Annotated in this window: 25 protein-coding genes; 6 read left to right on the top strand and 19 right to left on the bottom strand. The window is 41.7% G+C overall.

Annotation, left to right across the window (positions count from 1 at the left end; all coding sequences use genetic code 11):
- The 7 genes from BFP97_RS12310 to BFP97_RS12280 all read right to left on the bottom strand — a co-directional run bounded on the left by BFP97_RS12310 (window position 1) and on the right by BFP97_RS12280 (window position 4,546).
- Entirely contained in the window at window positions 1-453 is a 453-nt protein-coding gene (locus tag BFP97_RS12310) for a c-type cytochrome (protein ID WP_069842705.1), read from the bottom strand.
- Window positions 443-1,093 carry an SCO family protein gene (locus BFP97_RS12305; protein WP_069842704.1) on the bottom strand — a complete coding sequence of 217 codons (651 nt, stop codon included), beginning with the start codon at window positions 1,091-1,093 and terminating at the stop codon, window positions 443-445. Before BFP97_RS12305 ends, BFP97_RS12310 begins: the two co-directional genes overlap by 11 nt.
- Before the next feature lie 3 nt (window positions 1,094-1,096).
- Window positions 1,097-1,633 carry a CopD family protein gene (locus BFP97_RS12300; protein WP_069842703.1) on the bottom strand — a complete coding sequence of 179 codons (537 nt, stop codon included), beginning with the start codon at window positions 1,631-1,633 and terminating at the stop codon, window positions 1,097-1,099.
- 105 nt (window positions 1,634-1,738) lie between these two features.
- Window positions 1,739-2,572 carry an MOSC domain-containing protein gene (locus BFP97_RS12295; protein ID WP_069842702.1) on the bottom strand — a complete coding sequence of 278 codons (834 nt, stop codon included), beginning with the start codon at window positions 2,570-2,572 and terminating at the stop codon, window positions 1,739-1,741.
- A gap of 41 nt (window positions 2,573-2,613) precedes the next feature.
- Window positions 2,614-3,444: a hypothetical protein gene (locus tag BFP97_RS12290; RefSeq protein WP_069842701.1), complete on the bottom strand. Its 831-nt coding sequence runs from the start codon at window positions 3,442-3,444 to the stop codon at window positions 2,614-2,616.
- Window positions 3,445-3,453: 9 nt separating this feature from the next.
- A complete protein-coding gene (locus BFP97_RS12285) occupies window positions 3,454-4,062 on the bottom strand; it encodes a TIGR04282 family arsenosugar biosynthesis glycosyltransferase (protein ID WP_069842700.1) in 609 nt (202 codons plus the stop codon).
- 1 nt (window position 4,063) lies between these two features.
- Window positions 4,064-4,546, bottom strand: a complete 483-nt coding sequence (locus tag BFP97_RS12280) for a rhodanese-like domain-containing protein (RefSeq protein WP_069842699.1) — start codon at window positions 4,544-4,546, stop codon at window positions 4,064-4,066.
- 127 nt (window positions 4,547-4,673) lie between these two features.
- On the opposite strand from BFP97_RS12280, the gene meaB reads away from it, so the two are divergent.
- Entirely contained in the window at window positions 4,674-5,663 is a 990-nt protein-coding gene (gene meaB, locus BFP97_RS12275) for a methylmalonyl Co-A mutase-associated GTPase MeaB (protein ID WP_069842698.1), read from the top strand.
- 93 nt (window positions 5,664-5,756) lie between these two features.
- Here meaB and BFP97_RS12270 read toward each other — a convergent pair whose 3' ends face one another.
- Window positions 5,757-6,464 carry a head GIN domain-containing protein gene (locus tag BFP97_RS12270; protein WP_069842697.1) on the bottom strand — a complete coding sequence of 236 codons (708 nt, stop codon included), beginning with the start codon at window positions 6,462-6,464 and terminating at the stop codon, window positions 5,757-5,759.
- Window positions 6,465-6,657: 193 nt separating this feature from the next.
- On the opposite strand from BFP97_RS12270, the gene BFP97_RS12265 reads away from it, so the two are divergent.
- Together BFP97_RS12265 and BFP97_RS12260 are read left to right on the top strand one after the other, a co-directional pair.
- Entirely contained in the window at window positions 6,658-7,995 is a 1,338-nt protein-coding gene (locus BFP97_RS12265) for an NAD(P)/FAD-dependent oxidoreductase (RefSeq protein WP_069842696.1), read from the top strand.
- A 13-nt stretch (window positions 7,996-8,008) separates the two neighbouring features.
- Window positions 8,009-9,433 carry a 4Fe-4S binding protein gene (locus BFP97_RS12260; protein ID WP_069842695.1) on the top strand — a complete coding sequence of 475 codons (1,425 nt, stop codon included), beginning with the start codon at window positions 8,009-8,011 and terminating at the stop codon, window positions 9,431-9,433.
- Window positions 9,434-9,577: 144 nt separating this feature from the next.
- On the opposite strand, the gene BFP97_RS12255 is transcribed toward BFP97_RS12260, so the two are convergent.
- The 10 genes from BFP97_RS12255 to BFP97_RS12210 form a co-directional block, all read right to left on the bottom strand.
- Complete coding sequence (locus BFP97_RS12255) at window positions 9,578-9,934, bottom strand: hypothetical protein (protein ID WP_069842694.1); 357 nt, start codon at window positions 9,932-9,934, stop codon at window positions 9,578-9,580.
- Window positions 9,935-9,992: 58 nt separating this feature from the next.
- The gene (locus BFP97_RS12250) at window positions 9,993-10,484 is read right to left on the bottom strand and encodes a DinB family protein (RefSeq protein WP_069842693.1); all 492 of its coding nucleotides are present in this window, start codon (window positions 10,482-10,484) and stop codon (window positions 9,993-9,995) included.
- Between the two features lie 24 nt (window positions 10,485-10,508).
- Window positions 10,509-11,336 carry a patatin family protein gene (locus tag BFP97_RS12245; protein ID WP_069842692.1) on the bottom strand — a complete coding sequence of 276 codons (828 nt, stop codon included), beginning with the start codon at window positions 11,334-11,336 and terminating at the stop codon, window positions 10,509-10,511.
- Entirely contained in the window at window positions 11,336-12,325 is a 990-nt protein-coding gene (locus tag BFP97_RS12240; RefSeq protein ID WP_069842691.1) for a hypothetical protein, read from the bottom strand. The genes BFP97_RS12245 and BFP97_RS12240 overlap by 1 nt, the downstream gene beginning before the upstream one ends.
- A 38-nt stretch (window positions 12,326-12,363) precedes the next feature.
- Window positions 12,364-12,837: a hypothetical protein gene (locus BFP97_RS12235; protein WP_069842690.1), complete on the bottom strand. Its 474-nt coding sequence runs from the start codon at window positions 12,835-12,837 to the stop codon at window positions 12,364-12,366.
- A 110-nt stretch (window positions 12,838-12,947) separates the two neighbouring features.
- Window positions 12,948-14,513, bottom strand: coding sequence for a DUF547 domain-containing protein (locus tag BFP97_RS12230; RefSeq protein ID WP_069842689.1), 1,566 nt, complete (start codon window positions 14,511-14,513; stop codon window positions 12,948-12,950).
- 36 nt (window positions 14,514-14,549) lie between these two features.
- Complete coding sequence (locus BFP97_RS12225) at window positions 14,550-15,059, bottom strand: lipocalin family protein (protein WP_069842688.1); 510 nt, start codon at window positions 15,057-15,059, stop codon at window positions 14,550-14,552.
- Between the two features lie 225 nt (window positions 15,060-15,284).
- A complete protein-coding gene (locus BFP97_RS12220) occupies window positions 15,285-15,956 on the bottom strand; it encodes a hypothetical protein (RefSeq protein WP_069842687.1) in 672 nt (223 codons plus the stop codon).
- Between the two features lie 116 nt (window positions 15,957-16,072).
- The gene (locus tag BFP97_RS12215) at window positions 16,073-16,786 is read right to left on the bottom strand and encodes a pirin family protein (protein ID WP_069842686.1); all 714 of its coding nucleotides are present in this window, start codon (window positions 16,784-16,786) and stop codon (window positions 16,073-16,075) included.
- A 78-nt stretch (window positions 16,787-16,864) separates the two neighbouring features.
- Window positions 16,865-17,686, bottom strand: a complete 822-nt coding sequence (locus BFP97_RS12210; RefSeq protein WP_083262535.1) for an aspartyl protease family protein — start codon at window positions 17,684-17,686, stop codon at window positions 16,865-16,867.
- Window positions 17,687-17,856: 170 nt separating this feature from the next.
- On the opposite strand from BFP97_RS12210, the gene BFP97_RS12205 reads away from it, so the two are divergent.
- From BFP97_RS12205 to BFP97_RS12195, 3 genes are read left to right on the top strand one after another with little or no spacing between them, the layout of a single operon-like run.
- On the top strand, window positions 17,857-18,558 hold the full coding sequence (locus BFP97_RS12205) for a glycosyltransferase family 2 protein (RefSeq protein WP_083262713.1): 702 nt from the start codon (window positions 17,857-17,859) through the stop codon (window positions 18,556-18,558).
- Entirely contained in the window at window positions 18,558-20,045 is a 1,488-nt protein-coding gene (locus BFP97_RS12200) for a cellulose synthase family protein (RefSeq protein ID WP_069842684.1), read from the top strand. The genes BFP97_RS12205 and BFP97_RS12200 overlap by 1 nt, the downstream gene beginning before the upstream one ends.
- Window positions 20,038-21,363, top strand: a complete 1,326-nt coding sequence (locus BFP97_RS12195; protein WP_069842683.1) for a hypothetical protein — start codon at window positions 20,038-20,040, stop codon at window positions 21,361-21,363. Before BFP97_RS12200 ends, BFP97_RS12195 begins: the two co-directional genes overlap by 8 nt.
- On the opposite strand, the gene BFP97_RS12190 is transcribed toward BFP97_RS12195, so the two are convergent.
- Window positions 21,356-22,483, bottom strand: coding sequence for a hypothetical protein (locus BFP97_RS12190; protein WP_069842682.1), 1,128 nt, complete (start codon window positions 22,481-22,483; stop codon window positions 21,356-21,358). The genes BFP97_RS12195 and BFP97_RS12190 overlap by 8 nt on opposite strands.
- Window positions 22,484-22,560 lie beyond the last annotated feature (77 nt).

Here is a 22,560-nt window from a genome sequence, read left to right as displayed (position 1 = left end):
CTATTGGTTAGGATTGATAGACCTCTCTACAGCATCTAAAGTAACGAGCTCTGCTTTGTTGCCCCAGGCATTTGAGATGTAGATCAGAAGCTCCTGAATCTCTAAAGATGTCATATCTGGGTTTGCCGGCATCGGTTGATTATAGTCGATGCTATTCACCTTTATTGGACCTTTTAAGCCGTATTTTATGGTGCGGGCCGCACCTGAAATATCATTCAATAGGTAATCGGAGGCTTTTAAAGGGGGAATCAAGGTACCCAAGCCTTCTCCGTTTTCCATATGGCAGTTTTGACAGTACTTTATGTAAAGCTGCTTTCCGTTGGAAAACATTTGTAGGCCTTTGGTATCTAACCTTGAGTGAACATCTTCATTGTCACTTTTCTCCCCTGAGCCACAACCTAAAACTAGTAATGCGCTCAGCAAGCTTAGATACTTCAGACTTCTATTCTTCATATTCTGCCAACAGCTTAGGAATGTCATTCATTAAGGCATCAACTTCAATTGGTTTGGTACCATCATAAAGTCCTCGAATTCTCTTTTCCTTATCAATAAGTATAAAGGCTCCGCTATGGATGAAGCCGCCAGGTGCATCTGCATCTTCTCCTACAGGAACAAGATAGCCCTCAGCACTACCAATACGATAAATTTCATCCTGATCTCCCGTTACGAATTTCCAAACTTTGCTGTCGGGGACGCCAAGGCGCATAGAGAAATCCTTTAAATAAGCTACCGTGTCATGAGCTGGGTCGATCGTATGGGAAAGAATGCCAAATTCAGGGTTGTCCTTGAATCTGTCATATACTCGAAGCATTTGTTGCTTCATAATAGGGCAGATAGTAGGGCAGGTGCCAAAGAAGAAATCTGCTACATAAACCTTGCCTTCAAAAGAGGCGAGCGTCACTTCCAGGCTGTCCTGATCCCAAAAGGAGAACTCGGGAATGGTATGATAAATTGTATCCAACTTGCCATCAACTTCCTTGAATTCTTGCCTTCCTAGAATAGGTAGTTTTTGAGGTCCATTATTGTTGTCACACGACCAACAAGTCACGAGCAAAACAGTGATGATGAGTAGTATTAATCCTTGCTTCTGCATGTTTTAAGCTTTTGTTCTAAGCCTTTTATAAATACGAATACCGATCATTAGACTAACCGTCACTAGAAAAAAGCCCAATGTTCCTTTGATCCAATTGATCTCATTTTTCAATACGATAATGAAGACCACTGAGATGAGTATTAGCGTAGATATTTCGTTCCAAATGCGCAATTGTGTTGAGCTAAACCTTTTTACATCATTTTGGAGCTGGACAAAGAGCTTGTGGCAGAGAAAATGATATATATACAACACCACTACAAAAGTCAGTTTTACGTGCATAAAGGGTAGCTCCAGCATGGCTGGATACTGATAAATCATGGTGCTGCCTAAAATCAGTGTGATAATGGCAGATGGCCAGGCGATAATATACCATAGTCGCTTAGACATGATTTTTAGCTGATCACCCAGAATCGTCCTATCAGGCTCAGGCTTATCCAATGCTTCGCGTTGATAGATAAATAATCTGGCACCATAGAATAGCCCTGCAAACCAGGTAACAATAAAGATGATATGGAGTGATTTGATATAAAGATCAGCCATAATATGCTGCGGCAAAGGTAGTCATGAATCGGTTATCAGTTAACTAGAAACCAGTATTTCTGTTAGAGCTACTGATCACTGATTTCCGATCCACGGATAACCGATTCACTCATCAAAAGGTCCCTGCTTTTTCTCTAGAACGTTCAAGGTATCTCCAACTTTGATCACTCCTTCATTACTCGGGATGAAGTTCTCTCCGAACAGGATTTTATGCTCCAACTTTCGATAAGTGGCTAAGGTCTTTAGTGGCTCTTTGCCCTTTTGGGCGGTGTCCACGTCAATGGTGGTCATCACACAGCGAGCACATGGTTTTACACCATGCATTTCAACATCACCAATATGAATTTTCCTTAGTCTGTCTTCATCATGTACCTCACCTCCGGAGACAATAACATTTGCTCTGAATCTGTTCATAGGGACATGTTCAGTAGCTTTGTTATTCAGCTCAGCTAGTGACTCCTCACTAATGATAAGCACAGGGTATCCGTCAGCAAAACTAACCTTGTCGGTCTCCTTGATGGCGTAGCGCTGATCGGCTTGACGGATGCTATCTTCATGCATATAAAGCAGGCGTACATTCTTTCCTATGATTTCACTGAACCACTGATCGACTTTTGTATCAACAGGTTTCGCAGTGCAAGTGTCATCCCATACTGTAACAGAAACGGGTTTGGTGTCTGGTTCGGACATGTCAAAACTCACTGGTGGAATCTCTTTTGCGTTGTGATTGATAGTCATGACATCTCCGCTGATTTCAGGCTGAAGCAGTGCCATTTCAGGGTAGTCACGCTGGTGTACGAATATCCCATTTTCATCCGCCAGAACCCACCTACGATCATATTGCAGGCCTCGTTTTTCAACTTTTGTCTTGTTCAGCTGAATTCCAGCAATAGACTTGATAGGGTATATCCAGAGATCGGTAATCTTGAGTGTTGACATTCCTGAAGGTTTAGTACTCGAAAATAAGAAGTACTAATCATTTATCTCCAATATTGATATCGACTTACGCGATTGAGCTTAAGATTATAGCCGTACCATGTCGTTTGTTCTTGTAGCAGATTGGGATATTTTTTGTTGAAGGTATAGGTGTTCACTTTATCTTGTTCCAGGGCTAATTCAACATGCCAAACACTGTCCCTATCGCTTACCCTAAAACTAGCATCGTAGATTTTCGGTTTTCTGGTCTTTGTATTGATTTGACTGTCGACCACTTGCTTGGTGAACTCCAAACCGTCTTTAAACTTGGTTGCTCTGAGCAGATAAGACAATTGGTCTTCCCAGATGAGATCGGTACCTTCAATGGCCATTCGTCCATCTCCATAGCCATCGAAGTAACTGTTGTAGTCGTATTCATAGCCACTTGCGGTCAGCTCAAATTGCTTGAAGGTGTTGCCACACCACTCCTGACCTGTATGGGTCATTTTGTGTAGTTGCTCTGGTTTTTCTCTTTTAAAGAAAAGACTCGTTAGGTAATGGTAGGGATAATTTTCGGTTTCAAAACGACCAAATTTGTTGACTTTCATTACGCTGAATAGATCATCGCGCTGGTAGTCATCGGTCTTTACGTTGAAGTCCTTATTGAACTCTTCCTTGACGGTTATATATGCATTATCAAATTTTCTGACCTTTCCATAAACAATCATTTCAGCATCGTAATGAGCCACCTCTGCCTGGCCATCTTCCCAAATCTTGTTCATGGCCCAATCATGATGGAAGACTTCACTTGCAGGATAGCTTATCGAGGAGGAATTGGGTTGCTCACAACCAAAAGCTACAGTTAGTAAAATGGCCATTGTTAAATGCTTTTTCATAAGCTTACACTATAAGGTTTCTAGGGCATCATCGGCCCATGGACCGAGGTCGTTTTCTGTATCTACGTCATTAAGTGTTTCAATAACATGATAGTCTAAACGAAGTCTTTTAAAGTCTTCAATCGTATCGGAACCGACTGTTTCAGTACTCCATACCTTTTGCTCAAATAGTTCTGGTATGTACCTCGACATACCGATAGTATAGTAGCCTCCGTCTTCTGCGAGCCCAATAACGGTGTCCTTGGTTTTTAAGGCCTCAAATGCCTCTTCCAAATGGGCTTGCGTCATGTCATAACAATCACTTCCGATAATGCAGACTCTTGCATAACCATCTTGAAAGGCGCGACTAAAAGCAGTGGTTATTTTCTGGCCAAGGTCACCATTACTCTGTACAGCTTTCTGATAGACCGAGTTATACCAAAGATCGGAGTCATCAATGTGATCCGAATAATAAACGATCTTATCTGTATAGAGGTTGATTGTCTCCGACTTGGTTTTCTCCAAAAGTAATTTGTAGATGGCCAAAGCTTTTTCATCTCCTAAAGTGGCTGCTAAGCGAGTTTTTGCCTTACCCAAAACTGGATTTTTGACAAAAATAATCAGTAGGTTTTGTTTCATTTTAGTAGACTGCAGTTCCTCCCTTTAGCAATGCACTAAAGTATTGACTGTATACGTGTACGCTATCAGTGAGCTCATTTCTTGAGTTGATCAGTGGTAGTTCAGCATTGGACCAGCCAATTAGGCCATCCTGGAGTTCTATGATTCTGTCAAAACCCTCTTCTCTTAAGGCCTTAGCCACTTGATTACTCCTTAGGCCGACAGTACAGTATACCATCACTGGTTCATCCGATCTCAAGTCTTTCAAAAGGCTTTCTTCGTAGCGTATGGCTCCTTTGAGGTGGCTTACTTTGAATTCTTTTTCATCTCTTACATCAAGGATGGTAAATGGACTTTCTGTGAGTAATTCCGAAGCCTCCAAGGCATCTACACGTTCGAGCTGGGAGTTATTGAAAAATGTAAAAACTCCTCTTTTGTATACTTGATAGCATAATAGAGAGAGTACAATCAGTACCCCAGGAAGGATGAATTTTAGGTATGCCATTAGTTTAAGGATTCAAATAAACTACTTCTTTTTCACTCAATTGTTTTCAGGGTACTAGAATTCCCCAAAATCTCGTCAAATGAAGCTTAAATGACATTTGATTTTATTATTACCTTGCCAACCCGAGATGAAGCGAAGAAAACTCACAACTGAAGAGCTTATAGAAGGTGTTCTAGCTGGCGATCGTTTGATACTGAGCCGAGCCATTACCTTATGCGAAAGTCAGAAATCAGATGATATTCGTGCATCTGAAGCGCTTTTGAAAGCTGTTTTGCCGCATACCGGAAAATCCATGCGGATTGGCATTACCGGTGTCCCGGGGGTTGGGAAAAGTACTTTCATCGAATCATTTGGGACACTTGTGACAGAGCAGGGTAAAAAGCTTGCAGTGCTTACCATTGACCCGAGTAGTCAGAAGACTAAGGGCAGTATTTTGGGTGATAAAACTCGGATGGAAGAGTTGGCACGTAACCCATCAGCTTTTATCAGGCCATCGGCTTCGGGAAGTGCTTTGGGAGGCGTGAGTAGTAAAACGCGAGAGGCGATGCTCCTTTGTGAAGCAGCAGGTTTTGATGTGATTTTTATTGAAACAGTCGGAGTCGGTCAGTCTGAGACATTGGTACATGGGATGGTCGATTTTTTCTTGCTATTGATGCTGGCCGGTGCCGGAGATGAGTTGCAGGGAATTAAAAAGGGTATCATGGAAATGGCCGATGCGGTGGTCATCAACAAAGCAGATGGTGAGAATCAAAAGGCAGCAAAACGGGCAAAGGCTGAATATCAAAGTGCGCTTCACTTGTTTCCAGTCGATGAGTCAGGCTGGATCCCTCAGGTAAAGACATGTTCGGCACTTGAGAATACTGGATTAAATGAGGTATGGGAAATGATCACTAAGTATCAATCTACCATGCATTCCAATGGCTTCTTAGTGGAGAATAGAAAACGCCAACAGGTAGCTTGGTTTAGAGAAAATGTCAGCGAAATGCTGGGTCAAGCCTTCTATCAAAATCAGGAGATTGCTGACTTACTTCCAGAAATTTTAAGCCAGGTTGAAAGTGGAGCTTTACCTGCGAACAGTGCAGCCTACAACCTCATGCAGCAATTTTTAAAAAATTAGGGAGCCCCTAAAATAAAGTTCCCCTGCTTTTCCAGGTATAGACCTTTCGAAGCAAGGGATATAATCGGTCATGATTATATTCAGATAAATTGATTAACCTTTTCTCACGCTTGACGCGCCTGACGTATCACTGTCAACCGAAGCACCACCTTTGTATCTTACATTAGAAGCTCCAGATGCACGTACATCAAGTTGGTCAGTAACATAAACCTTAATAGAACATGCACCACCCACTCTGATGTCTGCATCAGTAGTTTCAAAATCGTATGCACTGTAAATAGACGAACCACTCATACGAATTTTCTGTGTTTTGGCAGAACCCTGAATTGTTACTACACTGGCTCCGGAAGCTTCAAAAGAAAAGTCACCTGTCTCTAGTTCCATGTTTACTACAGATGCACCAGATAAGTGAAGCTCCATATCATCTGATTTAATAATATCGCGTGTTCGCAGATTTGCTGCACCACTCAAGTGAATCTTGTTCAATTCCTTTACGGTGATATAAGCTCTAGGAGATTCTCTCATTCTGCGGTTTCTACGGTTATTTTCTAAACCAATAACCAATGTTCCACCTCTTACCTCTGCGATCAAAGCATCTCTATACTCATCATCTATTTCTATCTCTAAAGACACCTCGTTGCCTACGCTGATTTCAACAACAAAAGATGAGCTAACACTAAGTCCGTCAAAGTCTCTTACGTTGATTGTTTCACGATCCTGGGCAAAAGCCAATGTCGAAAACATCAACATGGCAACGGCCATAAGGCTCAATCGTAAGGACTTCATTTTTAAATTCTTCATTACTCTAATGATTATTTGCTTTAAAGATAATGTCGATCCGTAAAGGTTGCATGTCAGATCCAAATTCTTTTGTCTCTCAGACTCACATTGACTCTACCTTTCGGTATATTAAAAAGGCTATTGTTTCTTTCTGTCTCTGATACGACATCCACAGAGAACCAAAAGTTACATTTTATGTATTATTAGACTCGTCATGGAACACATTGTTATCATAGGAAATGGAATTTCCGGAATCACTACCGCGAGGCATATCAGAAAGAAGAGTGACCATAGAATAACGGTTATCTCCGCTGAAACTGATCATTTTTACTCGCGAACTGCCCTTATGTACATCTATATGGGGCACATGAAATATGAACATACCAAACCCTATGAGGATTGGTTTTGGGAAAAGAACAGAATCGAGCTGAAAAGAGCATATGTCGAGAAAGTGGATACCAATAAGAAGGCTTTGACTTTTGCCGATGGGTCTACCATGGACTACGACAAGCTCGTTTTGGCAACTGGTTCTAAGTCCAACAAGTTTGGTTGGCCGGGTCAGGACTTAAAAGCTGTTCAGGGACTCTATAACTACCAGGATCTCGAGTCAATGGAGGAGAATACCAAGAACATCTCTAGGGCGGTTATTGTCGGTGGAGGTTTGATTGGGATTGAAATGGCTGAGATGTTGTTGAGCCGAGATATCCCAGTGACCTTTCTGGTAAGAGAAAGTAGTTTTTGGAACAATGTACTTCCCGATGGCGAGTCAGAAATGATCAATCGCCATATCAGAGAACACCATGTAGACCTAAGGCTCAATACAAATTTGAAGGAGATTCTCTCCGATGAGAATGGAAGGGCCCGAGCTATAGTAACGGACGAGGGAGAAGAGATTGCTTGTCAGTTTGTTGGTCTTACAGCGGGAGTTTCTCCGAATATTGGTTTTCTGGAAGGATCGGGTATTGAAACCAATCGAGGGATCATGGTTGACCCATATCTGGAAACCAATATCAAAGATGTTTATGCAGCTGGAGATTGTGCCGAATTCAGAGAGACAAATGGAGAGCGTAGAAATCTGGAGCAGGTTTGGTATACCGGCAGAATGATGGGAGAGGCCCTGGCAGAAACGATCTGTAACAAACCGACAAAGTATAACCCTGGCTACTGGTTTAATTCAGCCAAGTTCTTCGATATAGAGTATCAAACCTATGGCTGGGTTTGGGCCAAGCCGAAAGAAAACGAGAACGACTTTTACTGGGAACATGAGGAAGGTAAAATATGCCTGAGGCTGCGTTGGGATAAAAGCAACGATAAGCTTTTAGGAGTGAACAATTTTGGCTTCCGATTAAGGCATCATGCTTTTGATAAATGGTTTAAAGAAGGCAGAACAGTACAGTATGTACTTGAACACTTGAAAGATGCCAATTTCGATCCTGAGCTATATAAGACACATGAACAGGATATCATCAATCAATTCAATGCCGAAAACGGTACTAGCATCAGCTTAAAGAAGAAAAGCTGGCAACGCATTTTACAATTAGTCTCAAATTAGAATATCAAGAAATATGTCATCAGTAGATCCAAGTTTATCTATCGCTAACCCACAGCCAAAGGACACCGATGTGATCCAGAAGGCGGGTTTGGCACTTGCTGGTTTGGGAGTATTAGTGCTGTTCCTCGCTTGGGGAAATGTTGCCATTCCAGCATCTATTGGTTTGCCAGTTGCCCTTTTAGGCATTCTGGTGGGAACCGTCATTTATTCAGCAAGACTATACTTAAACCAACCGGAGGGAATTAAGAACAATGGTGTCTGGTTCAAAAGCTTAACGAACCGAGGGGTGCTCGGTTGGGTGGCAGGCATTGTGCTCACTGGCTTCTATGTGCTGCTCTATTGGTACCCTGAGTATATCGGCTTCAAGGCAACCGGAAATGAAGGTATGGTTGCCTTATTCGATCCATTGAGTATGTTTTTCAAGGGAACCCCTGCGAGTCAATGGTTCGTTTATGGAACGCTTTATACCCTCTGTATTACTGCCTTGGGGATCAAGTTCCTCTTCAAATACCGACATAATCGTTATCAGTTTATTAGGACCTTGGTGGTCATTGCCAGTCAGTTGTTTCTGGCTTATCTGATCCCTGAAATCTTGGCTGGCCTTAACTACAATGATGTGACCACTGCAAGTGGTGAATATTTAGGATACTTCAATACCGACCTAAAAAACACCTGGCCTTTGGATTATGACTTCTTCTATGATTGGCAATTGAATGCCTTTCAACAAGAAGCATATCAACCCGTGGGAATTCTATACCTGATCGTTGGAATAGCCATGTTTCTGGTGGTAACACCGATCATTACTTACTATGTAGGGAAAAGGTGGTATTGCTCTTGGGTTTGTGGTTGTGGAGGACTTGCTGAAACTGCTGGAGACCCTTTCCGTCACTTATCTTCTAAAAAATTAAGTACCTGGAGGCTCGAAAGATGGTTGATCCATGGCGTAATGGTCTTTGTATTTGTGATGACTGCCGCGACCATTTACGGATACTTTTGGAATACCGGAGAGGTCTTCGGGCTGAATATTTATAACAACTTCCAAAAGCCTTATGGCTTCTTAATTGGAGCGACCTTCTCAGGCGTAATAGGCGTAGGTTTCTATCCGATGCTGGGCAATCGTGTATGGTGTCGATTTGGCTGTCCAATGGCTGGTTATATGGGCATTATTCAACGCTTCAAATCAAGATTCAGAATTACGACCAATGGAGGTCAGTGTATCTCATGCGGTAACTGTTCTACTTACTGCGAGCAAGGAATTGACGTTAGAGCATATGCTCAGAAGGGTCAGAACATCGTACGTGCAAGTTGCGTGGGCTGTGGTATTTGTTCTGCAGTTTGCCCAAGGGGGGTACTAAAATTAGAGAACGGTCCTGAAGAAGGAAGAACTGATTTACCACCAATCATTATCGGCAACGAGAGTATTAAGGTGAGTAACTAGTAGTTAGTACTTAGTACCTAGTATTTAGATATAAGATTTTAGAGGAGGTTGCCAGTTCAAGGGTAACCTCTTTTCGTTGGGTAGTGTGTATTGCGTAGTGAGTATAAAGGGCCTCTAATAAGAATTTGAGGAATAACAAGATTTTTAGATATCCAAAAGAGATACATCTTGCCACACATCTTCATAATCCTTGGTAATAAGAAACCTCCATCCGGGAGCTAATCCCAAATATTTTTCAATCAACGGACTCCAGACTTTTGCATGTTTGATATGAACGGGAAGAAAAAAACCTGAATCATCAGAATATTCACCTGCCCAGATAAACCAGCCAGAAGTTCCTTGTTCGAGCGGGTGCCTAAGACCATGTATAGGGAAAACACCTTTCTTAACATCTAAGGAGATTCCAAGTTTTAAGTGATCTGCACTTGCATGAAAATCAGCATTGTACTTACTACAAATTGCTTTTTGCTGTTTAATCAAAGCGTCCTCTATTATTGACATTTACAGGCTACAGTGTTACTTGATACTAAACTACCCAATACTTAGTACTCACTACGCACTACTCCGCTTCCATCGTCAGCGCTTCCCGTACCTGGCCCAAATGATGCTTTAGGTGTACCACATAGTCTTGCATAAAGTAATCCAGTGTGGCAGGCTCATTTTCCTGAACCGTGTAGAAGGCAATCTTGTGAAGATTATGCTTAACCCTTTCCTTATTCCTGACATTGTCAGGGGTTTGGTTCATAACATGAGCAATGTGTAGATTCAATTGTCTCCAAAGAATAAGTAGATCATGCCAGTTGACTGCCTGATAGTTCTGAGAAGTAACCCACTCGTCCTGATCGTAGCCTACACCCACCAAATCATCCGAATCTTGAGCTCTGACAAAGCGTCCATGATTGTTAGAAGCCGAATCGATGAGGTGACCAATGATTTCCTTAGCCGACCATTTTCCAGGCGCTGGTCGCTTTTCAGCATCACTTTCTTCCACTGTAATGAGTTGTTCAAAAGCTGCTAGCACAACTTCTTTGAGGTTGTAATCTCCTGTCATGCGGCAAAGGTAATGGACTGAACTCTATTGTTGAACTGATTTCATGAATTCAATCCCTTTGGCAAACCCATGCTCGAAATCTTTGTTTAGCCCTGTTTTGTCTTGGGAAGTTCGACTCGTATGAAGCGTATCAGGTGTTATTTGTTGAATAGAAACTCCCTCAGGTGGGTTTTCAATGAGGTCAAGTGCATCATTGTAGATGCGATCATGGAGATCTAATTGCTTTTTTAGTTTTGGGTATTTTCTAAGAAAGAAATTCCAAACGTGATTGAATAGGGTGTTCTTACTGCGATAATCTGCCTTTTGTGATCGTAGAACCAATATCTCTTTGGCTCCTTTGTCAATTGCGAATTGTACGGGAATCGGATCAGATGCACCTCCGTCTGAATAATCTTGGCCATCGATATCCACAAAGTTCCTACATGCTAATGGTATATTGCTTGATGCCATTAAGTACGTATGAATATTGTCTTTATTAGGCTTTAAGTAGCGAGCTCTGCCACTGGCAACTTCAGTTGTTACGCAGTAAAAACTACTATCGATCTGTTCTAAACGTCTTTCGTCTATTGGGAATTTTGAGTCTAACTCGTCCCACAGCCAGTTCAAGTCTAAAAGATCTCCTCCTTTAAGAAACCTTCTCCAGCTAATGAACTTGGGTTGTGCCATCAGGGTAACGTACCCATTGTAATTCCTACCGACTGTCTTAGTAAGATATGATGCTAAGTTGCAAGCCCCGGCAGATACGCCTATATAGCAATCAAAAGGGTAATAGTCTTTGGACATAAATGCCTCCAATATACCGGAGCTAAATATTCCGCGCATTGCGCCTCCTTCCACAATGAGCGCCTTCATCAACTAATACTTTGTTTGACTATCTCAATAATAATTGGAATAATAGTCGGTGCGGATAAAATGAGAAAATTGGAAGCGATCTTTTTTGGTGAACGGTATAGTCCATTATCTCTGAGCCATTGATTCCTGATCTCTGCTCTGGTAAGATTCTTCTCGGGATCAGGGTTAATATGTTGAGTCTGGATTTCTGCAAGCCTCCGACTCCAGTTGGAAAGAACTACTGAAACTGGAATGAACATACACAAAAAGACCAGGGTGTAAATTATCCCACCACTTAGGGCTAAAGTATCCGCCAACGAACGTTTTGCTATATCATCGAGTTCAAAGTAACTGAGAATTGACCAGCTATATAGACAATATACTTGTAGAATACCTGCAGCCAAAAATAATGTGGTAGCATAGACACTGGCCTTGTAGAGCCGAAACCTTTCTAAGATATCCTCCACATTTAGCCTTCTTCTAGGCTTAGAGAGTATAGTAGCCATTGACGCTACCGTAATTAAGACGCAGGCGATAGAGAATATCATCGACCAGTCTATAGTGTCGACCAAGTCTATTCCCAGATGTTGACAGACTGCATCTAGAAGCATTACTCCAGCACCACCACTTATACCGTATTCTCGAAAACTCTTAGAGAAGATGAAGATTAAAACGATCACTGAAAAAATGATCAGTGGGACTAAAAAGTTGAGGCTTTGATTGGGTCTTGAGAGGTTTCGATGGATGATATAACATGATAATGCCACATTTACGGCAATGACGAAAAATAAGAATACTGAGGATAAGCCCCATATAATCCTCCAGCGATATTCATGAACATCGGTTCCGCTTAAAAGGTAGGTGTCATCTACCAGGCTAATTTTGAGCAACTCCGAGTGGTAGTAGAATATAAATCCAAATAGCACCAATCCCAGAAAGGAGATAATAGGTGTAAAGGATTCGGAGTATGTGAGTTTTTGGTATTGTGTATTTGTGCTCTGGTTACTCATGAAATATCAAAATAGCTCATTCATTTAGATTCGTCAAATCATGCGTCTTTCCAGCGTTTCACAAATTTGAGATAAGCACTTTCGGTCAATCGAAGTACCCGATCGAAGATTGCGGAATAATCATCTGGATTTTCAAGTACAATTTCTGAAGAGGTCCATACTACACCTTTCAGCCAATAGACCTTAGCCACCTTTACGTCCTGGGTGATTTCATGGCAGATTTCCTTGGCTTTGGTGATCTGCGATTCTGAATCCAGCTTAAGATTGGCTAAACGTGCTAGTCTGAAAAAATTTTTGTCCTTCATGTCAATGGTGATGTAATAGCTTCTCTCTTTATAAGTGAACTTGACATCACCATCACTATCAACTTCTGGTGAATAACCTTTATCAGTCAGAAAAGCCACATACTTATCTTGGATGATTTTCTTCTCAAGCTTTTCCTGAACATCAAACTGGGCCTGAGCCAGTGATGCTGACCCTAGAAAAACTAGGATAAAAAATAGTCTGATCATCGGATTTAGTGTTTTGGTCGGTTGCTTAAAAATAAGAATTCAAAAACAAAAAATGCCATCTCTGTTACGAGATGGCATTACATCAACTAAACGCTAAACTAATTGTATGATTACTTTAACCAGCGAAAGCCAAGGTTAAAGGTCTGTCCTCCTCCGTCATTTCTTGAAGCGAAGAAGTTACTATATGATAATTCTAATTCTAGCTTGCTATTCAACTGGTACTTAAAGCCGAGACCTGCCTGCTGAAACCACTGCGAAAGACCAAATTGATCGTCAAATCCATTTGATACTCGCTCAAACCTTGGTGAGTATTGGTACAGCGCAAATAATGAGGCTTTACCACTCGGTAAGAAGTAAGACAGAATACCAGTTACGGGAGTCCTGAAGAAATCCACCTGATCGTCTCTGCGCGAAAAGCGATAGATTAAATCAGCTTCAGCAAACAGTCTCCAACGGGTATTAATTTCCATGTCGTAGAACACTTGCGTAAATGACGTGTATCTATCGTGGTTTACGAAGGTTCCATTTCTGTCTTCCAAATTGGCCGCTCCTGGAAACCAGAAGGCAGATCTTACAGATAGGTTAGGCACCTGTTTGAATGGTGTAAATCGGATAGCTGGCCCAAAGGCGGCAAGTGCCACCTCGTTTACATTGCCTGATTGGAAAACGGGTGAAAAAGGTGAGTTCCCATCGGAAAAGGAACTCACGATTACATCAAAACCAACATTAATCCTTGCGGATTTTGATGCCCCATAATTCAATGTATACTGTGCATTGAAGAAGCTTTGACGCCCATCAATGGCTACTCTGTCGCCTTCACGGTTTCTGATATTTCTTTGTGTATAGATATTGTAAAAAGATCTGAGCTCTACTTGTCCTTTTGCCAAGAGTACTGAAGGCGTGAACACTTGAAGGTTTGAAGTAGGCTCATTTACCTTTTTTGACGATGAAGCGTTTTGGCTTTGAGCGTTTAGACTCCAGTTATACGTATAGTAAGTAGTTTTATAGTTCGCTGGAATTTTGTTGGTTCTATACTTATTGATATAGGCGATGATGTTTTCAGCCTTGTCATTGAAATCACCAGGGTACCATTTGAAAATCTCTGAGATGCCTACTGATTTTTTGCTATCGTCCACTTGAATGAAGTCATTATTAGAAAGTGCCATTTTTGTGCGTTCTAATATCTGAGCTTCAAGCTTTTCAGGTCTGTAAGCAAAACTGGCAATAGGAGGGCAACTCACGGCTGCACACACAAGTACAAAGTGTAATTTCTCATCACCCGTTACTTTAAGAAGGCTGTCCTTTTCTAACTGGTTAAGCGTGATAGAGCTTCCGGCAATTTGGTGTTTTTTACTGTCGAAGAACCCACCAATTTCTAAAGGTGATTTGGTAGGGTATGCTTTGATGATGCCATTGATGACCGATATGTTATATGCATTGATAAAGAATGCTTTTCTCTCGATATCGCTAAGGCTGCTTGTGTTAAATGAGCCCACTTGGTTGACAAGGTTTTTGAGGTCTTGTCCGTCTTTTGACAAAGTCTTATAATCTACTTGTCCGTTTGATACGTGCTTTTCGAAGAAGGTATCCGCCTCGTCTAAAAAGCTGTTAAGATTTTGCGCACTGGCCACCATTCCGATGAGTAGGCCAAATGCTGATATGATTAACTTTTTCATTTTTGATTTTGATAATGTCCTGATTGTGTTTTGATGCTATTGCAATGCGTATTCGTAAATGCCTTGTATATCCAGCATTTGCCCAAAGATTTCTACTTGTCCGATAAGCTCCATTCTATTGTCTTGAAGTCCGGATAAAGTGGCTCTGGTTTCTAGTGAAGTCTCTCGATCGAAAATGACCATAAGGTTGTCAAAGTCAATCTCCCAAACTCCGGTTTTGATACGCTGATCATCTGCTCCTCCGCAGAGTACCGCTCCACCGTCATATCGGTAGGTGCCATCATTAAAGAAGGAGAAGGTATCATCCAGTCTACAGTTCTGAAAACCATTCAAGCCTTCTAGTTCAAAGGTGATGGCCTCCCACTCACGCATATCGTCATTGGTCAATGCAGTCATGAAAGCAGCTTCCGATGGTGGTAGTCCGATTGGCGAATCAATTTCCACCTGAGGTGCAGGTGACTCTAAGTCTACAAGGCTACAGCCACTGAGCATGAAAATGCTGAGCAGCATTGCAATAAGTTTTGTTGTAGGTTTTGTTGTTTTCATAGTTTAAAAGTTTTGAATCCGTTTGCGGGATTCAGGACATTAATGAGAAGATGCGAAGAATAGTTCTCAGATTTTTCAAAAAAACTCCCTAATAATCAAAGTGTTAGGTCTCAGTGACATGTGCGTGACACTTTCGTGATACTTTGCCCGAAATTGATAGTTTGGTGATAAAAAAAGCCACCCCGATTCATCGGGGTGGCTTCATGAGAGGAGCTACTTTAGACGCTATTTGTTCTCGAAGTCCTCTGGATTATAAGTGATCACACGATCCATGCCCATAGTTTCTGAACCCAGTCGGACTACCGATTTTAATTCATCGGTTTTGTGCATTTCTCTAAGCTGATCTATATGGTAGGTGAAATACACATCATAGAAACCATCATCTTCCATAAGAACAGCTGGTTCATAATTGTAGCCAAAACTATTAGGCGATACATCAATAGAGTCTTCCCGAATATCAATGACTTTTAGGAGGGAGTATTTATACTCAGTAGGTTCGTCTTTATCATATAGGTAGTAAATGTCGTTTACTTCTGGTTCAGTCAGGTACTTTTCGAAACGTTGTTCATCCATATATGTCTCCACTGCGAAGTAAGCTACGAGTGCCATGATGATGGCCACTCCTGAAAACATATAAAAGGGAAATCGCACGCTGGACTTAAGTCCCTTAGCTAGAGCGCGGACTTCTGGCGAGACTTCTTTGGGTTTGTTTGCATGTTGGCAGTTGTCGCAGACCAGGTGTAGTACCTTCTTATAAGGGAAAACAGGAATCCAGAAAATATGTGCATATGAGGCACTGACTATAATATGAGCGCTTTCATGTCCGCAGTTGGTACACTGATGACCGGCAAATGGGGCATCTTTTAGAACTTTGGTGTTCCATCCATAAATTACCATGAGAAAAGTTTAAGGTTGAAGAAGTCAGAAGATACTAAGATTGGGAGGGAAGTCAAAAAAATAGCCATCACAACCCTGCTGAGGTCATGATGGCCTTATGTATACTTTTTGTTAGTCTATTGAATGTCCATGGGCACTTCAATGGCCAAAACTTCGGCATAGGATTTTGCCTTCAACTCTACGCTGTTGCTTTCTGATACACCAACCGCATCACGGCTCAACAAACTTTCTCCTGCAATGGCCACATCACCATTCAAAACAAAGAAGTAAACCCCATTGCCGGGTTTCTTTACTTCATAGTTCAAGTTGGTGCCCGCATCAAGGTTAGCCAAGCTGAAATAAGCGTCCTGGTTTATCCATAGTGCGCTTTCATCATCAGGCGAGACTACAGTTTGAAACTTGTTCATTCTGGACTCTATGTCAAATGACTTTTGTTCATACCTGGGTTTAATGTCTCTTTCCTTTGGAAATACCCATATCTGCAAAAACTGGACTTCGTCATCCTTGCTATGATTAAATTCAGAATGTCTTAAACCTGAACCGGCCGACATGATTTGCACGTCACCTGTCTTGATCACTTCCCCAGTTCCGGTACTGTCCTTATGCTCTAAATCTCCATAAAGCGGTATGGACACAATTTCCATATTGTCATGCGGGTGAGTGCCAAAACCCTGGCCACCTGCAACAATATCGTCATTTAGTACGCGAAGTGCTCCGAAGTGCACGCGATCTGGATTGTAGTATCCGGCAAAGCTAAAACTGTGTCGACTTCTTAGCCATCCGTGATCGGCAAGGCCTCGACTATCTGATTTGTGTACGACAGTATTCATCTTGATTCCTTTCGTTTATGTTTAAAATACATGTACATACATACAACTTGTCTGCTCCTGATTTGGTTCCCTCTAATCCTATCCTTTAAGGTAGATCAAATTTTCGTCAGGAATAAAGGTCAACTTAAACCTATTGATAAAGTCGCTACCCAATATTCCAATGGCATTCAGAGTACTTAGCATGCTTAGGTCCATGAGTTCGAAATTCTGTTCTAGCGTCAAGCTACCCTTTCGGATTTTCTCAGTAATCATAGGGAACCCTTGTGGAGATCTGGTCTTCTTAAATGGCTTGGCCCAATCTTGATCAACCAAAGATATGCCTGAACCGGTGTCCAAAATTACATTCGCTTCCTTTCCAGCTATATAGAGGGGCAGTACAATGTAATTTGAGCTCTTTTCATATTGAATAGGTTTTCCAAGCTCGGCACGATTTTCTTCCTCTAAAAACTCAATGGTCAGGCTTTGATAATCCATGCTGAAGTTAGATTGACTGAAGAAACCCCAACCCAATACAGCGTCAAAGGGAGTGCCTACTTGTTCGCTTACACCCTCTATCTCGTTGGCAGCGCTAAAAAACTCAACCTTTTCCAGCCTTCGACTGCTCACTTTGAGACTGTTCGCTATACCACTGTAGAGGGTCATTGGCTGGCCATTAATATGCTGCATTTTATCCCCTGTGTCCTCTAGAGTGATGTTCTGTCTTTTAGCTTCTCGGGTAGAAACCATTAAGACATGAGGATCGCCAAAGTCGATCATAGCTTTTACCTTTTCACCATTAACCTCGATCATGGTGAAAATGAAACCTTGCTGATTTTTCTCTATTGAGAGAATGTCAGGCTGTTGTGCCATCGCATAACATGACCCAATCACGAACCATACTGTACAAATCATCCGAATCATACCCGAAATTTAAGACCTGTTTTTGTGAAATAATGTCAAAGAGTATCAACTAATTCCATATGCGAAAGGTTATCCAACTGACATTAATGCATGCCTCTTGAAATAATTTGAACTAAGATGTTGAAAGAGTGATTATGTAGGCTCGTTAATTTTTAGCTTTGCACCAAATCTTGAACATCCAGGAAAGACCAAATATCAAGGTAGTTATACCGGCTTTCAATGAAGAAATGTCCATTGCCCATGTGGTGAATGATATTCCTGAAGCTTGGGTAGATGAAGTGGTGGTGGTCAACAATGCTTCAACAGATAAGACTGTTGAAGTAGCTGAAGCCGCAGGTGCCACGGTTTTGACAGAGTTAGCTTCGGGCTATGGAAATGCCTGTCTAAAAGGCATCGATTATCTCAATAATGCAGACAACCGTCCTGATATCCTGGTTTTTATTGACGGAGACTATTCGGATTACCCTGAGCAGCTGCCAGATTTAGTCAAACCGATCATTGATGACGGTATGGACATTGTAATCGGGTCTAGAGCAATCGGAAATAGGGAAGGAGGATCGATGACTTTCCCCCAAGTTTTCGGAAATTGGTTGGCTACTTCCTTGATGAAGTTATTCTATAAGGTCAAATTCACAGACTTGGGGCCATTTAGGGCCATTAGGTTTGATAAGCTCATTGAATTGCAAATGGAAGATCGGACTTATGGTTGGACGGTCGAGATGCAAGTGAAAGCTGCAAGACATAAACTCAAATCGACAGAGGTTCCGGTAAACTATAAAAGGCGCATAGGTGTTAGCAAGGTGTCTGGTACAGTAAAGGGTACTTTTTTGGCAGGCTACAAAATTTTATACACGATTTTTAAGTATTTGTAATGTATTGGCTGGAACTCATAGTATTGACTTTATACACAGGTGCGCTGTCGTTCATCTTTGTATACAGCTTATCTCAGCTCAATCTTGTTTATATCTACCGTAAGGCAAGAAAGAAACAATCTATTGCTAAGGCGGCAGAGATTACCAAAGATTATGAATACCCCATGGTGACGGTTCAGTTGCCCGTTTATAATGAGCTTTATGTAGTTGAAAGATTAATTGATGCCGTGGCGTCTTTCGACTGGCCTAAAGACAAGCTAGAAGTGCAAGTGCTTGACGACTCCAATGATGAAACGATTGAGCTCATCGCTAAAAAAGTTACTGAGTGGCAGGCCAAAGGAGTAGACGTTCAGCAAGTACAGCGACCAGAACGCAAAGGATTTAAGGCAGGTGCCTTACAATACGGGATGTCAATTGCCAAGGGAGAATTCATCGCGATTTTTGATGCTGACTTTGTGCCAGAAGCTGACTTCTTAAAGAATAGTGTTCCGCATTTTCAAAAGGACGAGAAAATTGGCGTGGTACAGACCCGTTGGGGACATATCAACGAGGAGTATTCAATGCTCACTAAGCTTCAGGCCTTCGGTTTAAATACCCACTTCTTTGTAGAACAAAACGGTCGTTCACAAGGAGGTCATTTCCTTAATTTTAATGGAACTGGAGGGGTTTGGAGAAAAGAATGTATTGAAGATGCAGGTGGCTGGAAGGCAGATACTTTGACCGAAGATTTGGACCTCAGTTATAGAGCACAGCTCAAGGGTTGGCAGATATTCTATACACCAGATGTGGTGGCTCCAGCGGAATTGCCAGCAGCAATGAGTGCTATCAAATCTCAACAATATCGCTGGACTAAAGGAGCAGCCGAGACGAGCATTAAGCTATTGCCGAAAGTATTGAAAGCTCCATTGTCATTAGGAACGAAGTTCCATGCGACATTTCACTTATTGAATTCAGCAGTCTTTATCTGTATAGTAGTGACAGCATTCTTGAGCGTACCGGTATTGCTTATCAGAAACCTATCTGACAGCTGGGAGATTCTGATGAATGTCTCCATGATTTTCCTGATGGGCTATGCCTTTCTGATCGTCTTTTACTGGAATGGATTTAAGGAGAAACGCGATGGTTTCTGGAAAACAGCCAAAGATTTTGTACCTCAAATGTTTATGCTTTTGTCCGTATTTCTAGGACTGAGTGTTCATAATGCCGTTGCCGTATTTGAAGGTTTAATTGGTAAGAAAACTCCATTCGTGAGGACGCCTAAGTTTAATATTACGGGTAAGAAAGATACCTGGAAGGGCAACAAGTACTTCAAGAAAAAGATCAATCCGTTGACCGCATTGGAAGGTTTCTTAGGTCTCTATTTTGTGGGAGGTCTTGGTTTAGCCTTTTATTTCAATGATTTTGCCTTACTTCCTTTCCACTTACTCTTGAGTTTAGGATTTTTGCTGGTGTTCTATTACACTGTCCAGCATACCCGACATGCTTAATAAGAATTCTTCTTGGGTAAACTTGGCCTACATTTTAACAGGTGGGTTGACGATCTATATTGGCTATTTCGTTGCCCGAGAGGACACGTGGTTGCTGCTCAGTTTATATACCTTACTCTTTGTTTCCGTTGCATTCATAATTCGAAAGACCAACGCTGAAGATGCAGATTTGGGATACTACTGGGGAGTATTACTTCGCGTAGTGCTGATCGCTTCGTTGCCAAAACTTTCTGATGACTTTTATCGGTTTATTTGGGACGGAAGGCTATTGCTGAATTTTGAAGATCCCTATAAGTACCTGCCAGCGCATCATCTCAACAAGGGCTTAACAGGAATTTCACAAGGGCTGTATGATCAGCTAAATTCTCAAGAATATTTTACAGTCTATCCACCCCTGAATCAGGTCATTTTCTTTATTTCAACCCTGTTTTCACCGGGATCGATTGTATGGTCGGTAGTCATCATGAGGGTGATTATGATTGGCTTTGAACTGGGAAACATTGCTTTGATCAGAAAGCTCTTAAGGCACTATAAACTGCCTCAGGCTTATGGGTTGATTTATGCATTAAATCCCTTGGTGATTTTTGAGGTAACTGGCAATCTGCATTTCGAGGGGATCATGGTCTACTTCCTATTGCTGGCCATTTGGCAATATGAGCAAGGGAAGCTTCACAAGTCGGCCATCTTCTTCGGCTTATCTGTAGCTACTAAATTTTTGCCGCTGATCTTCTTGCCGTTATTACTTCGGAAAATTGGACTTAAGAAAACGTTCATATACGGCCTTATCGTAGCAGGCACTTTGGCTGTCACTTTCTTGCCGTTGATCAATACAGCGCATATTTGGGCGATTAAGGATAGTATGGAGCTCTACTTTCAAAAGTTTGAGTTCAATGGAAGTATTTACTATTTGGCCCGATGGTATGGGTTCGAGACAGAGGGGCATAACATTATTGCCAAATCTGGTAAATGGATGATGTATGCTACTTTAGGTTCGATCATTATCTATTCACTTCTTAGTACAAAAAAGGATTGGCCAAGGCGAATGGTATGGGTTTGGGCTTTGTACTTGCTTTTCGCTACAACAGTCCACCCGTGGTATGTGATTCCCTTGTTGGCGGTTGCGGTTTTTTCGAAAGTGCGTTTTCCCTTCTTATGGTCCTTTTTAATATTTCTTACCTACGCCAATTACTTGGGTGGGGAATATGCCGACCGAATCGAAGTAGTCGTGGTAGAATACAGTTTGGTAGGCCTACTGGCTTTGTGGGAAGTATTCGGAGGTAAAACCGATAGACTATTCTTCGGGAAGAAGATTAGTTGAGCTCATAGCGATAAGTAATGTGCTTTTTGGAAGGTACAGCTCCAAGACCTTTGTGGATCGCAATCATTTTATCGTTGAAGTCACCGACCCAACTGAGTTCTACCTCATTAAGTGGTGTTTCGTTAAAGCAGTATTCGAATGATTTGTAGGTTACGACAGACTCCAGTCCAATGCCCTGAAATTTAGGGTGGGTACCCATGACAACTACCCGAACTCTATCGATCACATTTTTTCTTTTCAACATCAGGAATCTGATTTTATTGATCAGATTCAATTTCCCTTTGAAGCGCTTGAAGATTTGGTTGACATCGGGTAGCGAGAGTACAAAACTTGCTGGTTCACCATTTACATAGGCAAATTGCACAAGCTTCGGGTCAAGTACAGGTTTCATTTTTTCAAATGTTTCCAGCACATAGTCCTTTTTAATGGGAGTAAAGTTTTCAAATTCAGCCCAGGCAGCATTATAAATAGCCATAAAGTCTTCGGCATACTTATCAATTCTTTTTGGATCGAAAGGCTCGGTGGTAATACTTGGCTTACGCTCAACTATATAATTGGCAATTTTGACAAACCTTGGACTCAAACCTTCTTTGAGGTAGAATTTGTTCGTCATCTGCTCCATTTTCACCTGAAAACCATAGTCTTCAAAGAACTTCTGGTAGTAAGGCGCATTATAAGCCATTCCATAGGAGGGGGAAGTAAAGCCTTCAACCAATAAACCCCAGTACTGATCATTTTCACCAAAGTTAATGGGGCCATCTACCGTATTGACTTTTCTTTCTTTGAGCCAGTCCATGGCAGTATCGAAAAGCAGTTTTGCCGCATCATAATCCTCGATTGATTCAAAAAACCCAATGCCTCCAATGCGTTTGTCACCATAATTGGCCTTTTTCTCATTGATAAAGGCCGCTATTCTGCCGATCAGCTTACCATTGTCATCTTTCAGGACCCATCTTGTAGCCTCACCATGGTTAAAGAATGTGTTCTTTGCGGGGCTGAATACCGCGCGGATGTCGTTGTCTAAGGGGCAAACCCATTCATTATCCTGAGCATAAATAACGCGTGCCACGTCTAAAAACTCATTGGCACTCTTTTTATCTGCTACTTCAAAGATTTGCATACTGACCGTGTACTCTTGAAATGATTTAACAAAGAAATCTGTTTATTTCGAATCTCAGAAGTGGTTGTATGTTTTTT

Source organism: Roseivirga sp. 4D4 (assembly GCF_001747095.1).
Taxonomy (GTDB): Bacteria; Bacteroidota; Bacteroidia; order Cytophagales; family Cyclobacteriaceae; genus Roseivirga.
This window is presented reverse-complemented; position numbering and strand designations above follow the sequence as displayed.

What these genes read in the sequence shown, in the direction of transcription:
- BFP97_RS12310 (WP_069842705.1), bottom strand. Translation starts at nt 453, where the DNA reads ATGAAGAATAGAAGTCTGAAGTATCTAAGCTTGCTGAGCGCATTACTA.
- BFP97_RS12305 (WP_069842704.1), bottom strand. Translation starts at nt 1,093, where the DNA reads ATGCAGAAGCAAGGATTAATACTACTCATCATCACTGTTTTGCTCGTG.
- BFP97_RS12300 (WP_069842703.1), bottom strand. Translation starts at nt 1,633, where the DNA reads ATGGCTGATCTTTATATCAAATCACTCCATATCATCTTTATTGTTACC.
- BFP97_RS12295 (WP_069842702.1), bottom strand. Translation starts at nt 2,572, where the DNA reads ATGTCAACACTCAAGATTACCGATCTCTGGATATACCCTATCAAGTCT.
- BFP97_RS12290 (WP_069842701.1), bottom strand. Translation starts at nt 3,444, where the DNA reads ATGAAAAAGCATTTAACAATGGCCATTTTACTAACTGTAGCTTTTGGT.
- BFP97_RS12285 (WP_069842700.1), bottom strand. Translation starts at nt 4,062, where the DNA reads ATGAAACAAAACCTACTGATTATTTTTGTCAAAAATCCAGTTTTGGGT.
- BFP97_RS12280 (WP_069842699.1), bottom strand. Translation starts at nt 4,546, where the DNA reads ATGGCATACCTAAAATTCATCCTTCCTGGGGTACTGATTGTACTCTCT.
- meaB (WP_069842698.1), top strand. Translation starts at nt 4,674, where the DNA reads ATGAAGCGAAGAAAACTCACAACTGAAGAGCTTATAGAAGGTGTTCTA.
- BFP97_RS12270 (WP_069842697.1), bottom strand. Translation starts at nt 6,464, where the DNA reads ATGAAGAATTTAAAAATGAAGTCCTTACGATTGAGCCTTATGGCCGTT.
- BFP97_RS12265 (WP_069842696.1), top strand. Translation starts at nt 6,658, where the DNA reads ATGGAACACATTGTTATCATAGGAAATGGAATTTCCGGAATCACTACC.
- BFP97_RS12260 (WP_069842695.1), top strand. Translation starts at nt 8,009, where the DNA reads ATGTCATCAGTAGATCCAAGTTTATCTATCGCTAACCCACAGCCAAAG.
- BFP97_RS12255 (WP_069842694.1), bottom strand. Translation starts at nt 9,934, where the DNA reads ATGTCAATAATAGAGGACGCTTTGATTAAACAGCAAAAAGCAATTTGT.
- BFP97_RS12250 (WP_069842693.1), bottom strand. Translation starts at nt 10,484, where the DNA reads ATGACAGGAGATTACAACCTCAAAGAAGTTGTGCTAGCAGCTTTTGAA.
- BFP97_RS12245 (WP_069842692.1), bottom strand. Translation starts at nt 11,336, where the DNA reads ATGAAGGCGCTCATTGTGGAAGGAGGCGCAATGCGCGGAATATTTAGC.
- BFP97_RS12240 (WP_069842691.1), bottom strand. Translation starts at nt 12,325, where the DNA reads ATGAGTAACCAGAGCACAAATACACAATACCAAAAACTCACATACTCC.
- BFP97_RS12235 (WP_069842690.1), bottom strand. Translation starts at nt 12,837, where the DNA reads ATGATCAGACTATTTTTTATCCTAGTTTTTCTAGGGTCAGCATCACTG.
- BFP97_RS12230 (WP_069842689.1), bottom strand. Translation starts at nt 14,513, where the DNA reads ATGAAAAAGTTAATCATATCAGCATTTGGCCTACTCATCGGAATGGTG.
- BFP97_RS12225 (WP_069842688.1), bottom strand. Translation starts at nt 15,059, where the DNA reads ATGAAAACAACAAAACCTACAACAAAACTTATTGCAATGCTGCTCAGC.
- BFP97_RS12220 (WP_069842687.1), bottom strand. Translation starts at nt 15,956, where the DNA reads ATGGTAATTTATGGATGGAACACCAAAGTTCTAAAAGATGCCCCATTT.
- BFP97_RS12215 (WP_069842686.1), bottom strand. Translation starts at nt 16,786, where the DNA reads ATGAATACTGTCGTACACAAATCAGATAGTCGAGGCCTTGCCGATCAC.
- BFP97_RS12210 (WP_083262535.1), bottom strand. Translation starts at nt 17,686, where the DNA reads ATGATTCGGATGATTTGTACAGTATGGTTCGTGATTGGGTCATGTTAT.
- BFP97_RS12200 (WP_069842684.1), top strand. Translation starts at nt 18,558, where the DNA reads ATGTATTGGCTGGAACTCATAGTATTGACTTTATACACAGGTGCGCTG.
- BFP97_RS12195 (WP_069842683.1), top strand. Translation starts at nt 20,038, where the DNA reads ATGCTTAATAAGAATTCTTCTTGGGTAAACTTGGCCTACATTTTAACA.
- BFP97_RS12190 (WP_069842682.1), bottom strand. Translation starts at nt 22,483, where the DNA reads ATGCAAATCTTTGAAGTAGCAGATAAAAAGAGTGCCAATGAGTTTTTA.